The 13,531-nt window shown below is 69.2% G+C and carries 13 protein-coding genes and 1 riboswitch; of the genes, 3 read left to right on the top strand and 10 right to left on the bottom strand.

Features of this window, described 5'->3' with window-relative positions:
- Positions 1-3 precede the first annotated feature (3 nt).
- The 4 genes from ACI2LP_RS20345 to ACI2LP_RS20330 form a co-directional block, all read right to left on the bottom strand.
- Positions 4-1,032, bottom strand: coding sequence for an NlpC/P60 family protein (locus tag ACI2LP_RS20345; protein WP_404725885.1), 1,029 nt, complete (start codon positions 1,030-1,032; stop codon positions 4-6).
- A gap of 173 nt (positions 1,033-1,205) precedes the next feature.
- Positions 1,206-2,231 (bottom strand): NlpC/P60 family protein, encoded by a 1,026-nt coding sequence (locus tag ACI2LP_RS20340; protein ID WP_360866418.1) that lies wholly within the window; start codon positions 2,229-2,231, stop codon positions 1,206-1,208.
- Positions 2,232-2,554: 323 nt separating this feature from the next.
- Positions 2,555-3,916, bottom strand: coding sequence for an NYN domain-containing protein (locus tag ACI2LP_RS20335; protein ID WP_404725884.1), 1,362 nt, complete (start codon positions 3,914-3,916; stop codon positions 2,555-2,557).
- Positions 3,917-3,951: 35 nt separating this feature from the next.
- Positions 3,952-4,194 (bottom strand): hypothetical protein, encoded by a 243-nt coding sequence (locus ACI2LP_RS20330; RefSeq protein ID WP_360867359.1) that lies wholly within the window; start codon positions 4,192-4,194, stop codon positions 3,952-3,954.
- A 150-nt stretch (positions 4,195-4,344) separates the two neighbouring features.
- Between ACI2LP_RS20330 and ACI2LP_RS20325 the strand changes: the two genes are divergently transcribed.
- Together ACI2LP_RS20325 and ACI2LP_RS20320 are read left to right on the top strand one after the other, a co-directional pair.
- Positions 4,345-5,073 (top strand): rhomboid family intramembrane serine protease, encoded by a 729-nt coding sequence (locus ACI2LP_RS20325; RefSeq protein WP_404725883.1) that lies wholly within the window; start codon positions 4,345-4,347, stop codon positions 5,071-5,073.
- A gap of 87 nt (positions 5,074-5,160) precedes the next feature.
- The gene (locus ACI2LP_RS20320; protein WP_277325772.1) at positions 5,161-5,442 is read left to right on the top strand and encodes an Lrp/AsnC family transcriptional regulator; all 282 of its coding nucleotides are present in this window, start codon (positions 5,161-5,163) and stop codon (positions 5,440-5,442) included.
- 235 nt (positions 5,443-5,677) lie between these two features.
- Here ACI2LP_RS20320 and ACI2LP_RS20315 read toward each other — a convergent pair whose 3' ends face one another.
- The 6 genes from ACI2LP_RS20315 to ACI2LP_RS20290 all read right to left on the bottom strand — a co-directional run bounded on the left by ACI2LP_RS20315 (position 5,678) and on the right by ACI2LP_RS20290 (position 12,897).
- The gene (locus ACI2LP_RS20315; protein WP_404725882.1) at positions 5,678-7,090 is read right to left on the bottom strand and encodes an aminotransferase class V-fold PLP-dependent enzyme; all 1,413 of its coding nucleotides are present in this window, start codon (positions 7,088-7,090) and stop codon (positions 5,678-5,680) included.
- A gap of 204 nt (positions 7,091-7,294) precedes the next feature.
- Positions 7,295-7,412, bottom strand: a riboswitch (SAM riboswitch).
- Between the two features lie 98 nt (positions 7,413-7,510).
- Complete coding sequence (gene trpD / locus ACI2LP_RS20310; RefSeq protein WP_404725881.1) at positions 7,511-8,575, bottom strand: anthranilate phosphoribosyltransferase; 1,065 nt, start codon at positions 8,573-8,575, stop codon at positions 7,511-7,513.
- A 158-nt stretch (positions 8,576-8,733) separates the two neighbouring features.
- The gene (locus ACI2LP_RS20305) at positions 8,734-10,356 is read right to left on the bottom strand and encodes a cytochrome bc complex cytochrome b subunit (protein WP_404725880.1); all 1,623 of its coding nucleotides are present in this window, start codon (positions 10,354-10,356) and stop codon (positions 8,734-8,736) included.
- The gene (locus ACI2LP_RS20300) at positions 10,353-11,405 is read right to left on the bottom strand and encodes a Rieske 2Fe-2S domain-containing protein (protein ID WP_404725879.1); all 1,053 of its coding nucleotides are present in this window, start codon (positions 11,403-11,405) and stop codon (positions 10,353-10,355) included. Before ACI2LP_RS20300 ends, ACI2LP_RS20305 begins: the two co-directional genes overlap by 4 nt.
- Positions 11,402-12,211 carry a c-type cytochrome gene (locus tag ACI2LP_RS20295; RefSeq protein ID WP_404725878.1) on the bottom strand — a complete coding sequence of 270 codons (810 nt, stop codon included), beginning with the start codon at positions 12,209-12,211 and terminating at the stop codon, positions 11,402-11,404. Before ACI2LP_RS20295 ends, ACI2LP_RS20300 begins: the two co-directional genes overlap by 4 nt.
- 65 nt (positions 12,212-12,276) lie before the next feature.
- A complete protein-coding gene (locus ACI2LP_RS20290) occupies positions 12,277-12,897 on the bottom strand; it encodes a heme-copper oxidase subunit III (protein ID WP_360866443.1) in 621 nt (206 codons plus the stop codon).
- Positions 12,898-13,075: 178 nt separating this feature from the next.
- On the opposite strand from ACI2LP_RS20290, the gene ACI2LP_RS20285 reads away from it, so the two are divergent.
- Positions 13,076-13,477, top strand: a complete 402-nt coding sequence (locus ACI2LP_RS20285; RefSeq protein WP_360866445.1) for a hypothetical protein — start codon at positions 13,076-13,078, stop codon at positions 13,475-13,477.
- Positions 13,478-13,531: the final 54 nt, after the last annotated feature.

The raw sequence follows: 13,531 nt of genomic DNA, 5'->3' as shown, positions 1-13,531 counted from the left end.
CGCTCAGACGCGGGTGACCGAGGAGATCGGCATCATGCCGACCGGGTCGTAGCGCACCGCGGCGCCGGGGTAGGGGGCGTGCACGACCTGTCCGTTGCCCATGTACATCCCGATATGACTGGCGTCGTTGCGGTACGCCACGAGGTCTCCCGGACGCGCCTGCGACAGCGGGACCTGCCGGCCCGCGTACCGCTGCGCCTGCGAGGTGCGGGGCAGACCGACGCCCGCCTGTGCGTACGACCACTGGGTGAGCCCCGAACAGTCGAAGCCGGACGGCCCGTTGGCGCCCCACACATAGGGGCGGCCGACCACGCTGCGGGCCGCCCGCACCGCGGCGGCCGCCCGCGCGGAGGCGGGCGCGAGGCCGGAGAGCGCGGGCAGGGGGCCGCGGCCCGCGCGCGACACCCGGTCGAAGGCCTCGCGGTCGGCGGCCGGCAGGGAGTTCAGCAGCCGCTGCGCCTCGGTGAGTTTGCGCTCGACGGTGCGTTTGTGGCGGGCCACCGCCGCCCGGCTGCGCTCCAGTTCGGCGAGGTCGCGGGAGGCCTCGGCCCGCTCCTGGCCGAGGCTGCGCTGCTCCCGCCGCAGATCCCGCAGCACGGCGGTCTGCCGCTCGCTGATGCGGTCCAGGGTCGCGGCCCTGTCCAGGTAGCTGTCCGGGTCCGCGGAGAGCAGCAGGGCGAGCGCGGGGTCCATGCCGCCCGACCGGTACTGCGCGCCTGCCACCGATCCGAGCGCTCCCCGCATCCGGTTGATGCGCTCCTGGCCGCGCGCCACGCTGTCCTGCACCTGCGTCACCTGCTCACGCAGCCGCTCGACGCGCTCACCGGCCTTGTTGAACTCCTCGGTGGCCTGCTCGGCCTCCTCGTAGAGCCGGTCGACCGTGGCCCGGGTGCTCTCCGCGGTGGCGCCCGGGTCGGCGCTCGCCGGTGCGGCCCCGAGCGCTGCGGCGGCCGTTGCCGCCGCGGCGGACAGGACGGTGACCCGGGCACTCTGAGTGAGGCCCGACTGTGAGAGCCGTCGATGGGACGTCACGAGCCGCGCTCCCTTCCGCTGTACGAGGGATGTTGCGCGGCAGACAGTAGCCGGGCGAACACGGAGCGGCCAAAGGCCGCGCCGGGCACGCAAAGTGACGCCCCGCCGGAGACCACAGGTCAATGGCGGGGCGTGACGTCAGCAGTGGGTACGGGAAATCGCCCGATTGGGCGTCAGATGCGCACGCCGAACTGGAACGGCATGTTGCCGATCGACTCGTAGCGCACACTGGCACCGGGCTTGGGGGCGTGCAGCACCTGGCCGTTGCCGGCGTACAGGCCGACGTGGTGCATGTCGCCGTAGAAGATGACCAGGTCGCCCTGCTGGAGCCCGCTCTGCGAGTAGATGCGGGTGCCGGCGTTGGCCTGCGACTGCGAGGTACGGGGTATGGAGACACCGGCCTGCGAGTACGCCCAGGAGGTCAGCCCGGAGCAGTCGAAGGAGCTGGGGCCGGACGCGCCGTAGACGTACGGCGAGCCGATCTTGCTCTGGGCGGCCGCGAAGGCCGCGCCCGCGCGCTGCGAGGCGGGAACCGAGTTGCCGAGGTCCGCACGCGAGTTGTCACGGTTTGCCCGGGACTCGTCGGCGGAGAGAGCGGCACGCTCCTGCGCGGTAAGGGTGTTGAGAAGCTTCTGCGCGGCGCCGAGCTTGGACTGGACTTCCTTCTTCTTGGCGCCCAGCTCCTTGCGCGTGTCGGCCAGGTCGGCGAGCTTGTCCTGGGCCTCCCTGCGCTGCTGCGCAAGGGTCCGCTGCTTGGCCTGGATCTCGGCCAGCGCCTCGGTCTGCTTGGCGCCCAGCTGGTCCAGCGCGGAGGCCTTGTCGAGGTAGGTGTCCGGGTCGGAGGAGAGGAAGAGCTGCACGGCCGGGTCGATGCCGCCCGAGCGGTACTGGGCGCTCGCCACCGAACCGAGTCCGTCGCGCAGGGTGTTGAGCTCGTCCTGACCGCGGGCGACCTTGTCCTGCAGAGCGTCGACCTGCTTCTCGAGCTTCTCCTGCTGCTCCTTGGCCCCGTTGTACTTCTCGGTGGCCTTCTCCGCCTCTTCGTAGAGCTTGTCGACCTTCTCCTTGACCTCGCTCTTGCTCGGCTTCGGCTCGGCCTGGGCGGCCTGGGAGGTCAGGGCTACGGCCGCAGCGGCGGTCGCGGTGAGCACGGTCACGCGGGTGCGGCTCGGCTGCTTGGGTCGACGGTGGGACGCCACGAAGGCGAGCTCCTTCTTCCTCGAGCCGCCTACCGGGCTGTGGGGGGTTGAATCCCCGGCTCTGGGCATTCATCCCCCGGGGACAAAAGGGCTGAACTGCACAGATTCGGCGGTTCCTTCGCTGTTCGCCCCGGCTGGACGATCAACCGCGCGAAGGTTCGAGGCCCGACCCTAGTGACCTTCTTGTGATCAGTTCAAATCCTGATGAGAAAAATCTGGGTCACCGACTGGATTCTTTACCCACATCACACGCGTAGTAGTGGCCACTTGACACAACGTCCCGTCAACATCGGTCGAATTCGGGCATTGGGCACGGGAGTTACTTAGACCCGTGAAAGCCGCTTCAGCAACAAGACGGACGCGACCGGCCGAGCCCCGGCCTTCGCCACTCCGTCGGCGACCTCGCGGTCGGTGGACACCACCACCACCGGCCGGCCCGGCGGCTCCGCCCGTACGAGCTGACGGATCAGTTCGTCCGCCGTCACGCCCGGCTTGGAGAACAGCACCCGCACTCCACGCGGTGGCGCGAGCAGCACCGGGGCGGCCAGCTCCGCTCCGTCGAAGACACAGGTGATCTCGGCGCCGGTCTGCGCGGCAAGCACCGAGAGGCCGCCGAGCAGCCGCAGTCGCTGCTTCTCCAACGGCATCGTCGGATAGCCCGTCTTGGTGACGTTGTAGCCGTCCACGACCAGATGCGCCTGCGGCAGCGCGAGCAGCTGGTCGAGCAGCGCCGGATCGGTCTCCGAAAGCGCGCGGGCCGCGATGTCCTTGGGTGACATCCGGCCCGGCTCGACCGCGTCCACCGTGTCGGCGGGATGGACCGCGGCGGGCGGCAGGGCCAGCTCACGGCGCAGCCCCTGGGCCGCCTCCAGCACCGTGTCCAGCAGCAGCCGCAGCCGCATGTCCTCGATCGAGCGGCCCTCGCGCGCGGCCCGGCGACTCGCCTCCACGGCCGCCTCCGCCTCGCCGAGGCGTGCCTTGAGCCGACGGCTCTCGCTCTCGGCGGCCGACACCTGGGCGGCGGCCTCCGACCTGATCGTCTCGGTCTCGGCGTGTGTACGGCGCAGAGCGGCCTCGCCGCGCTTCACATCGCTCTGGGCGCTGCGCAGCTTGCGGCGCAGCGATTCGGCTTCCTTGCGGGCCGCCTCCAGCTCCGTGCGCAGCCGCTCGGTCTCGCTCTTGGTCAGCCCGCGGGCCTCGGTCAGCTCCACGCGCAGCCGATCCAGCTCGCGCCGCCCGGCCTCGTCGGCGCGCTCGGCGTCCGCCCGCTGGGCCTCCTCGCCCGCGGCGGCGACGAGTTTCACCCATCCGGTGGGACGCAGCACATAGGCGGCAGCCGCGACATCGACGGGATCGGCGGCCGCGGGCGGCGATCCGGCCTCCAGCGCCGCGGACAGCTCCGGCTGGGCCTGGCCGAGCCGCTCGGCGATGCGCTGCCGGAAGACCGGGTCGCTCTCCAGCGCCGCGGCCATCGCGTTGCCCGCGAACTTGGCCCGACGACTCGGGGTGAACCGGGCGTACTGCCGCAGCTGGGCCGGAAGTTCGGAGACCGTCAGACCGCCGAACGCGTCCGAGACCAGCGCCACCACCCGGCGCCGTACGCCCTCCGGCAGCGGGCGGTCGAGCGCCTCGGCGGCGTCACCGGCTGCATCGGCCGGCTCAGCGCCGTTTGCAGGCTGCTCCACGATCCGTCACCCCACTACCCGTTCGGGCCGCTCCCTCAGGAGCCGGCGCCCGGCCTGTCCACCAGCTCGATCTGGTCCACCGCGTTGCACCAACGGCAGCGCACCGACTCGATGGTCTCACTGACCACCTCTCGCTCCTCGACCGTCGGCTCTCCGGCCAGGTCCAGATGGACGTACTCGACGACCTTGGAGGAGCGCGTGACGTCGAAGCGGGTGAGGTTGCCGCAGAGCGTGCAGCGCCAGCGGGTCTTGGCGGTCGGCATGGGAACCGTCGTCATCGAGCCGTCCTCTTCCATGATGGGGGTGCGGGTGCCGCTGTGCGCCGTCGAACTGCGGGTGTACTGCCCGTAACCCTACGGCCTCGCCGGTACCCTGTGCCGCGGCGAGGCACCCTGTACCGTTCAGTCCCACTACGCCATGCTCTGTCCATGATCGGTTGGCGGGGTGCGGGCCTCCGGAGCGCGGTCCTGCGGGGCACGCTCACCGGACCTGCGGTGACGTACGGAGTGATCGCCGTCTGCTGTGCGGTGTTCGTGATCAGCCCGGTCTCGGGCATCAACCCGGTGTACGGCACGGGTGACGCGCTGCTGACCGCGCAGAGCCTGTACTTCCAGCGCTGGGGGGTGATCCCCGCCGAGCTGCTGAGCAGCTCTCCCGACACCCTCCTCACTCCCCTCACCGCCCTCTTCGTCCACGGCAGTTGGCTGCATCTGCTGGGCAACATGCTCTTCCTCTACGTCTTCGGGGCGATGGCCGAGGAGCGCATGGGGCAGCTGGAGTTCGCCCTGTTCTATCTGGGCTGCGGCTACCTTGCGCTGCTCGCCTACGCGGCGGCCAACGCCGACTCCGAGCAGACCCTGGTGGGAGCGTCCGGGGCCATCTCGGGCGTGCTCGGGGCGTTCCTGTACCTCTTCCCGAAGGCCCGGGTCACCAGTCTCTTCCCGTTCCTCTTCTTCCTGCCGCTGCGCTTCCCCGCCTGGATCGTGCTGATCTTCTGGTTCGTTCTGCAGGGGCTGGCGGCGCGCGGGGCGGGCAGCGGTCCGGGGGTGGCGTATCTGGCGCATCTGGTGGGGTTCGGGATCGGGTTCCTCTACGCCTGGGGGCGATTCAGGCGTACGGCTGCGGCGATTCCCGAAGGCAGTGACACAGGGCAGTGACACAGGGGGCTGACGCCCGGCGGCCCCGGGACCCCCAGCCAGTAGGCTTGAGGCCCAAGCAGCGGCCACCGAGGGAGAAAGCCAGCCGTGATCACCGCGATCGTGCTCATCAAGACCAGCGTGGACCGCATCCCTGAGATCGCCGAGTCGATCGCCGCGCTGGACAGCGTCAGCGAGGTCTTCTCCGTCACCGGCACCTATGACCTGATCGCCATGGTGCGGGTGGCGAAGCACGACGACCTTGCGGATGTCATCCCCGGCCGGATCAGCAAGATCCAGGGCGTGGAGGCAACGGACACGCATGTGGCGTTCCGTACGTACTCGCAGCACGACCTGGAGGCGGCGTTCGCCATCGGCCTGGACGCGTAGCACCTCCGGCGGGGTGCTGGTTGAACGGCCGAGCACCGTCCCCACGGCGCGGGCTCCGGGCCGCCCGCCCCGCATCGGACCGGGGTGCTTTCCGGTGCGCCCGCCGGGCGCGCATCGCGCTCCGGCGGCGGCGCCACCGCAGGAAGCCACTGTCTCGCCCTGCGGGGCGTCCCGCAGGAAACAAGCCCGCACCGGAAGGCGCGGGCTTGTTCACGGGCCGGGGCGGCGGTCCGGGTCAGACTGCCGGGACGCAGCGGCCGTCCTCCGTGTGGTAGGTCCACTTCGCGCCGTGCCGCACCAGCTCCTTCACCGCCCCCACGAAACGCTCCACGTGCTCGTCGGGCGTCCCCGCGCCGAAGCTCACCCTGATCGCGTTCAGCGAGCGCTCACCCGGCTCGGCCTCCGGCGCGCCGCACTCGCCCGGGTCCTGCGGGTCGCTGCCGAGCAGCGTGCGTACCAGCGGGTGGGCGCAGAACAGACCGTCCCGGACGCCGATCCCGTACTCCGCCGAGAGCGCCGCCGCGAAGTGGGAGCTGTTCCAGCCGTCCACCACGAAGGAGATGACGCCGACCCTCGGTGCGTCGTCACCGAAGAGGGAGAGAACCTTCACCTCGGGGACCTCCGCAAGCCCCTCCCGCACCTTCGCGATCAGGTGCTGCTCGCGCTCGACCAGCGACTCGAAGCCCGCCTCGACCAGCGCCTTGCAGGCGGACGCGATGGAGTAGACGCCGATCACATTCGGCGAGCCTGCCTCGTGACGTGCGGCCGTGGTGTGCCACTCGACGTCCACACCGCCGTCCGTGCGCCGGGCGACCTTCCGCGAGGCGCCGCCGCCCGCCAGGTACGGCTCCGCGTCCTGCAGCCAGTCCGAGCGGCCCGCGAGCACGCCCGAACCGAAGGGTGCGTACAGCTTGTGCCCGGAGAAGGCGATCCAGTCGACGTCCAGGTCCTGAACGGAGACCGGGTGGTGCGGCGCCAGCTGAGCCGCGTCCAGCACGATTCGCGCGCCGTGCGCATGCGCCGCGGCCGCCAGCTCCTTCACCGGCCACAGCTCACCGGTCACATTGGACGCACCGGTCACGCAGACCAGCGCGGGGCCGTAAGGGTCACGGTCGGCGAGCGCGCGCTCCAGTGTGGCGACGGCGTCCTCCGGCGTGCGCGGCGCGTTCAGGTACGTCACCTGCGCGTCCCGCCAGGGCAGCAGCGAGGCGTGGTGCTCGGTCTCGAAGACGAAGACCTGGCAGTCGGCGGGCACGGCCTGGGCCAGCAGATTGAGGGAGTCCGTGGTCGAGCGCGTGAAGATCACCTGGTCGCCGGGGCGGCAGTCGAGGAACTCGGCGACCGTGATGCGGCTGTTCTCGAAGAGGTCGGTGGACAGCTGCGAGAGGTACCCGGCGCCCCGGTGCACGCTGCCGTAGTACGGCGCGTACGCGGCGACGTCGTCCCACACCCGCTGCAGGGCCGGCGCGCTCGCGGCGTAGTCGAGGGCGGCGTAGGTGACCTCACCGCCGGTCACGAGCGGGACCGTCACATCGCGGCCGAGGACCGGCAGCGGCGCCGCGCAGGCGGGGTCGGCGGAGTCGGCAGCAGCGGAGGCTACGGAGGAGGCAGAAGCGGCGGAGGCAACGGCGTTCGGGCGTGCGGACATGGCGGTATCTCCCGGCAGGACAAGGCTGAATGGCTTCGTGAACCCGCGCAGCTGCGCTCAACGGCCGCTCGGCACGCGGGGGTTGCCTCGAACGCACGGCAACTGACCGTACGGAGGCGTACTGAAGTGCGGGCGAAAAGCCCTATCGCATTCGCTTGCTCACGAGACTGCTCCCTTGAGGACCAGGACCCCAGGGTTTGCAGGGGTCCGCGCTTGCCGCAGACCTCGCTGCCCACGGCCTGGTCTTCACCCGGGGCACCCCGCCACGGACGGAGGGTTGCCGGACAGCGAGCCGGGGCCTTAATCGCTGTCACTCATGACCTTGAAGAGCATCCTGCCATACGTCCCGCGGCGTGCAAGGCGAGGTCCAGTTTCTGAGACGGGAACCAGCACCACGCCTTGCCTCACGCCACAGGAACCTCAGGCGTTGCTGACGGCCACCCAGCGCTCGAGCGCCGCCCTGGCCGCGCCCGAGTCGATCGACTGGGCGGCCCTGGCCATGCCCGCCGCCAGCTGCTCGTTCAGCGTGCCGTCCGTCGGCTCCAGCGCCGCCAGAGCCGCTGCCGAGTTCAGCAGCACCGCGTCCCGTACCGGCCCGGTCTCACCACTCAGCAGCCGGCGCGCGACATCCGCGTTGTACGAGGCGTCGGCGCCCCGCAGCGCCTCCACCGGCACCAGGTCGATGCCGATGTCCCGCGGATCGAAGGCCTCTTCGCGCACAGCGCCGTCCCGTACCACCCACACCCGCGACGTCGCCGTCGTCGTCAGCTCGTCCAGGCCGTCGTCACCGCGGAAGACCAGCGCCGAGGAGCCGCGCTCGGCCAGCACACCGGCCACGATCGGCGCCACGCGGGCGTCCGCGACCCCGGTGGCCTGAGCCTTCACCTTCGCCGGATTGGTCAGCGGGCCAAGGAAGTTGAACGTGGTGCGGATGCCCAGCTCCTTGCGGGCGGCAGCCACATGCCGCAGCGCCGGGTGGAACTTCACCGCGAAGCAGAAGGTGATCCCCGCCTCGGCCGCGACCTCGACGACCCGCTGCGGGGTCAGCTCGAGATTGACGCCCAGCTTCTCCAGCACGTCCGATGCGCCGCTCGCCGACGAGGCGGCACGATTGCCGTGCTTGACGACCTTCGCGCCCGTCCCCGCGACGACGATCGCGGACATGGTGGAGATGTTCACGGTCTTGGCGCCGTCGCCGCCGGTGCCGACGATGTCGACGCTGGGCCCGGGCACCTCGATCAGATTCGCGTGCGCGTACATGGTGCGTACGAGACCGGAGATCTCCTCGACCGTCTCGCCCTTGGCCCGCAGGGCCACCACGAAGCCCGCGATCTGTGCGTTCGTCGCCTCGCCGCTGAGAATGCGGTCCATCGCCCACGCCGTGGCGTCGGCGCTCTGGTCGCGGTTCTCCAGGAGGGCGTTCAGCACGACGGGCCAGGAGAGGTCCGCCACGCTGTCGCCGCCACCACGGGTCACAACGTTCATGGTCCACTCCAGGGTCCACAGCCGAACAGGGATGCTCCCACCCTATCCAGCCCCGGGGACAGCAAAGAGCCCCGTCCGATGATTGGACGGGGCTCTCCCCGAGCTACCGCTGGGAGGTGCCCCCAGCTGTGGCGACCGCTGTGCGCGGTCAGCTGGGATCAGTGGTGGCCGTGGCCGCTGGTGACTTCCTTGTACTCGTCCGGAGTGGGCTTGGGGATCTTGGTCCCCTCGCCGTAGAAGCCCTTGCTGAGCCTCGCCCTGAGCTTCTGGGTGAGGGGGACCTTGCGCTGGACACCGTTCTCGTCGACCGTCGGGCCGATCTCCAGCGGCTTGGGCTGCTCGTGCGCGGTCAGCGTGTACAGCTGCTCCTGGTTGAGCGGCTCGTGGACCTCGACGAACTCACCGTGCGGCAGGCGCTTGATGATGCCGGACTCACGCCCGTGCAGCACCTTCTCCCGGTCGCGACGCTGCAGACCCAGGCAGATCCGCTTGGTGATGACGAAGGCGACGACCGGCGCGACGAAGAAGCCGATCCGGGCGAACCAGGTGATGCTGTTGATCGACAGATGGAAGAACAGGGCGAACATGTCGTTTCCACCTGCGATCAGCAGGACGAAATACCAGGTCAGCCACGCCACACCGAAGGCCGTACGGGTCGGGGCGTTGCGCGGGCGGTCCAGGATGTGGTGCTCCCGCTTGTCCCCGGTGACCCAGGACTCGACGAACGGGTAGACCGCGATCGTGGCCAGGACCAGCGGGAAGATCATCAGCGGGATGAACACGCCCAGGGCGAGAGTGTGGCCCGCGAAGTTGATCTCCCAGCCGGGCATGGCCCGGATCAGCCCCTCGGAGAAGCCCATGTACCAGTCCGGCTGAGCGCCGGTGGACACCTGGTCCGGACGGTACGGACCCAGCGCCCAGATCGGGTTGATCGAGGCGATGGCGGCGATGGCCGCGATCACACCGAAGACCAGGAAGAAGAAGCCTCCGGCCTTGGCCATGTAGACCGGCAGCAGCGGCATGCCGACGACGTTCTTGTTCGTACGTCCGGGGCCCGCGAACTGCGTGTGCTTGTGGTAGAAGACCAGGATCAAGTGGCCCACCAGCAGGCCCATCATGATGCCCGGCAGCAGCAGGATGTGGATCGAGTAGAACCGGCTCACGAAGTCCCCGCCGGGGAACTCCCCGCCGAAGAGGAAGAACGACATGTACGTGCCGACGATCGGCATGGACAGGATCGCGCCCTCCATGAACCGGACACCCGTACCGGAGAGCAGGTCGTCGGGGAGCGAGTAGCCGGTGAAGCCGGTGAACATGCCGAGCACCAGCAGCAGGAAGCCGAAGACCCAGTTGACCTCGCGCGGCTTGCGGAAGGCGCCCGTGAAGAAGACGCGCATCATGTGCACGATCATGCCCGCGACGAAGATCAGCGCCGCCCAGTGGTGGATCTGCCGGATGAGCAGGCCGCCGCGGACGTCGAAGCTGATGTCCAGCGTCGAGGAGAACGCCTCGGACATCCGGATGCCCTGCATCGGGACGTACGAGCCGTCGTACACGACTTCGTTCATGCTCGGGTGGAAGAACAGCGTCAGATACACACCCGTGAGGATGATGATGATGAAGCTGTAGAGGCAGATCTCACCCAGCATGAAGGACCAGTGGTCCGGGAAGATCTTCCGCATGTTGGACTTGGCGAGGGAGTAGATCCCGAGCCGTCCGTCCGCCCAGTCGGCGACCCGCTCGCCCGCGGGTGCCTTGCGGTTCGTCTCTGTAGTACTCATCCGCGCTCCCAGAAGGACGGACCGACGGGCTCTTCGAAGTCGCCGAGCGCCTCAAGGTTGCCCTCAGCGTTCACGCCGATCCGCAGCTGCGGAAGAGCGTGACCGGCCGGGCCGAAGATGACGCGGGCGCCGTCGGAGAGGTCGAAGGTTGACTGGTGGCAGGGGCAGAGCACGTGATGCGTCTGCTGCTCGTACAGGCTGATCGGGCAGCCGACGTGGGTGCAGATCTTCGAGTACGCCACGACGCCCTCGTGCGACCACTCGAGCTCGCGCTTGTCCTTGATGTCCTCCGGCTGCAGCCGGACGATCATCAGGGCCGCCTTGGCGATCTCCTTCTGGAAGTCGTGCGCGTCCTCCTCCAGGCCCTCGGGCTTGGCGAAGGTCAGCGAACCGACGACGATGTCCTCGGGACGCAGCGGCTCATTGGTGTTCATGTTGATGAGCTGCTTGCCCTTGGCCCACAGAGTGGTCCGGAGCTTCTTCTCGGGCAGCGGTCCCAGGTCGCGCAGCAGCATCACACCGGCGAGCGGCACCATGGCCAGCGCGCCGAACATGGTGGTGCGGATCAGCTTGCGCCGGCCGATCGCGGACTCCTCGGCGCCCGCCGCGAAGTCCGCCATCACCTTGGCCTTGACCTCGGCGGGGGCCGCGATGGGGTGACGCTCGTCGGCGATCTCCACATCGGACATCAGGGTGCGGGCCCAGTGGACCGCGCCCGCGCCGATGCAGAAGAGGGCGACGCCGAGCGTCATGCCCAGCGAGAAGTTGAGCGCGCTCACATGGCCGAACGGCCAGATGAACACGATCTTGTCGACCGGGAAGGTGACGTACGAGGCGATGAAGCCGATCGTGGCCAGCATCGACAGCGTGAACAGGAAGGCGACCGCGCGCTCGGAGCGCTTGGCGGCCCGCTCGTCGATGTCCTGGATGCGCGGCTTGTGGGCCGGCAGCCCCGGGTCGGCGAACGGGTCTTCGGCAATCTCTACCGTGCCGTGCGCGGCGCCCTGCTCAGCGGGCAGGTTCTCTTCTGGAATCTCTTGGCTACTCATGACTTCTTGGCCTTAGCGGTGTGGGCCGCGACCCAGACGGCAACAGCGATCAGTGCACCCAGACCGAAGATCCAGCCGAACAGACCCTCGGGCACGGGGCCGAGGCCACCCAGCTTGAGGCCGCCGGGGCTCTCGGACTCGTCACCGTTCACGTTCTGGAGGTACGCGATGATGTCCCGCTTCTGCTGCTCAGGCATCGTCGTGTCGGGGAAGGAGGGCATGTTCTGCGGGCCGGTCTGCATGGCCTCGTAGACATGCTTGGGTTCCACGCCCTCGAGGTTCGGGGCGTACTTGCCGTGCGTCAGCGCACCGCCCTCACCCGTGAAGTTGTGGCACTGGGCGCAGTTGGTGCGGAACAGGTCGCCGCCCTTGGCGATGTCCGCACCCTCGGGGCTGTACTGCTTCTCGGTCGGCGCGATCGGACCGGCGCCGAAGGAGGCGATGTACGCCGCGAGCTGGTCGATCTCGCTCTGCGTGTAGATGACCTTCTTCTTCGGCACCTGGGCGCCGGGCTGCTGGGCCGGCATCCGGCCCGTGCCGACCTGGAAGTCGACGGCGGCGGAGCCCACGCCTACCAGGCTCGGGCCGTCAGAGGTGCCCTGACCGCCGGTTCCGTGGCAGCTGGCGCAGCCGACGGTGTAGAGCTTCTGGCCCTCCTGGATGGCGAGGGACTGGGCGGTCTCATCGGCCTGCGCCTTGTCCGCGGGTGCGAACGCGGCGTACAGCCCCCCAGTGGCCGCCAGCGCGAGGAGTAGGACGACGACCGCCGCCAACGGATGGCGTCGTCGTGCGGAGAGCTTTTTCACGGATTACCCCGGTGTCAGGATCTTCTGCGTCGATGCTTGCTGGATGTGTGTCGGGCCCGGCCCGACTACTTGATCATGTAGATCGTGGCGAAGAGGCCGATCCAGACGACATCGACGAAGTGCCAGTAGTAGGACACGACGATGGCGGCGGTTGCCTGCTCGTGAGTGAACCTTCTGGCCGCGTACGTCCTGCCGAGTACCAGCAGGAAGGCGATGAGGCCGCCCGTCACGTGCAGGCCGTGGAAGCCGGTGGTCAGGTAGAACACCGAGCCGTACGGGTCGGAGGACAGCGAGAGGCCGTCCTTCTTGACCAGCTCGGTGTACTCGAAGACCTGACCGCCGATGAAGATCGCGCCCATCACGAAGGTGATCACGAACCAGGCGCGGAGCTTCTTCACATCGCCCCGCTCCGCGGCGAACACGCCGAGCTGGCAGGTGAGGGAGGAGAGCACCAGGATCGTGGTGTTCGTCGCCGAGAAGGGGAAGTTCAGGGCCGAAGCCATTTCCTTCCAGTGCTCGGCGCCCGTCACCGATCGCAGGGTGAAGTACATCGCGAAGAGGGCCGCGAAGAACATCAGCTCGGAACTCAACCAGATGATGGTTCCGACGCTGGTGAGGTTCGGTCGATTGACCGACGGGTGCGCGTGCCCGGTTTCTACTGTCGTTGCTGTCGCCACGACCGACATTATGTCGGTCGCTTATCCCGCCCTCACTCCGGGGGGTGCCGTTCGGTGTGTCAGTAGGCTGTGTCCAGCCCGAACGGCCCATCGAAGCAGTGTCCGAAGCGCTGTTGACAGGGAGTGGGACGGAGTAGCATCCGCGCATCGGTTCCTGATGCAGTGCCGCCGTCGATTCGGAGGAACAATGCAGTCGAGCGCCACGGTCCTGGTCTACAGCGACAACGCCAACACTCGCGAGCAGGTGCGGCTGGCCGCTGGACGCAGGCCCGCGCCCGATGTTCCCCCGGTCGAGTTCGTCGAGTGCGCCACCCTCCCCGCGGTACTGAAGCGGCTGGACGAGGGCGGCATCGACGCGTGCGTCCTGGACGGCGAGACGGTTCCCGCGGGCGGCATGGGCGTCTGCCGGCAGATCAAGGACGAGATCTTCAACTGCCCACCGGTGCTGCTGCTGATCGGCCGCCCGCAGGACGCCTGGCTGGCCACCTGGAGCCGTGCGGAGGCCGCGGTGACGCTCCCGGTCGACCCGGTGGAGTTCGCCGACGCGCTGGCCGGCCTGCTGCGCGCCCGGCTGGCCATCAATTCCTGAAGCCGGGCCGCCTTCCCAGGGGCCCTTCCTGCGACGGCCCCGGACCGGCGAGCC

It is taken from the genome of Streptomyces sp. NPDC019890, from assembly GCF_044903445.1.
Classification (GTDB): domain Bacteria; phylum Actinomycetota; class Actinomycetes; order Streptomycetales; family Streptomycetaceae; genus Streptomyces.
This window is presented reverse-complemented; position numbering and strand designations above follow the sequence as displayed.

Excerpts from the sequence above, each read along its gene's own strand:
- ACI2LP_RS20330 (WP_360867359.1), bottom strand. The coding sequence starts at position 4,194 with ATGACGACGGTTCCCATGCCGACCGCCAAGACCCGCTGGCGCTGCACG.
- ACI2LP_RS20325 (WP_404725883.1), top strand. The coding sequence starts at position 4,345 with ATGATCGGTTGGCGGGGTGCGGGCCTCCGGAGCGCGGTCCTGCGGGGC.
- ACI2LP_RS20315 (WP_404725882.1), bottom strand. The coding sequence starts at position 7,090 with ATGTCCGCACGCCCGAACGCCGTTGCCTCCGCCGCTTCTGCCTCCTCC.
- trpD (WP_404725881.1), bottom strand. The coding sequence starts at position 8,575 with ATGAACGTTGTGACCCGTGGTGGCGGCGACAGCGTGGCGGACCTCTCC.
- ACI2LP_RS20305 (WP_404725880.1), bottom strand. The coding sequence starts at position 10,356 with ATGAGTACTACAGAGACGAACCGCAAGGCACCCGCGGGCGAGCGGGTC.
- ACI2LP_RS20300 (WP_404725879.1), bottom strand. The coding sequence starts at position 11,405 with ATGAGTAGCCAAGAGATTCCAGAAGAGAACCTGCCCGCTGAGCAGGGC.
- ACI2LP_RS20290 (WP_360866443.1), bottom strand. The coding sequence starts at position 12,897 with ATGTCGGTCGTGGCGACAGCAACGACAGTAGAAACCGGGCACGCGCAC.
- ACI2LP_RS20285 (WP_360866445.1), top strand. The coding sequence starts at position 13,076 with ATGCAGTCGAGCGCCACGGTCCTGGTCTACAGCGACAACGCCAACACT.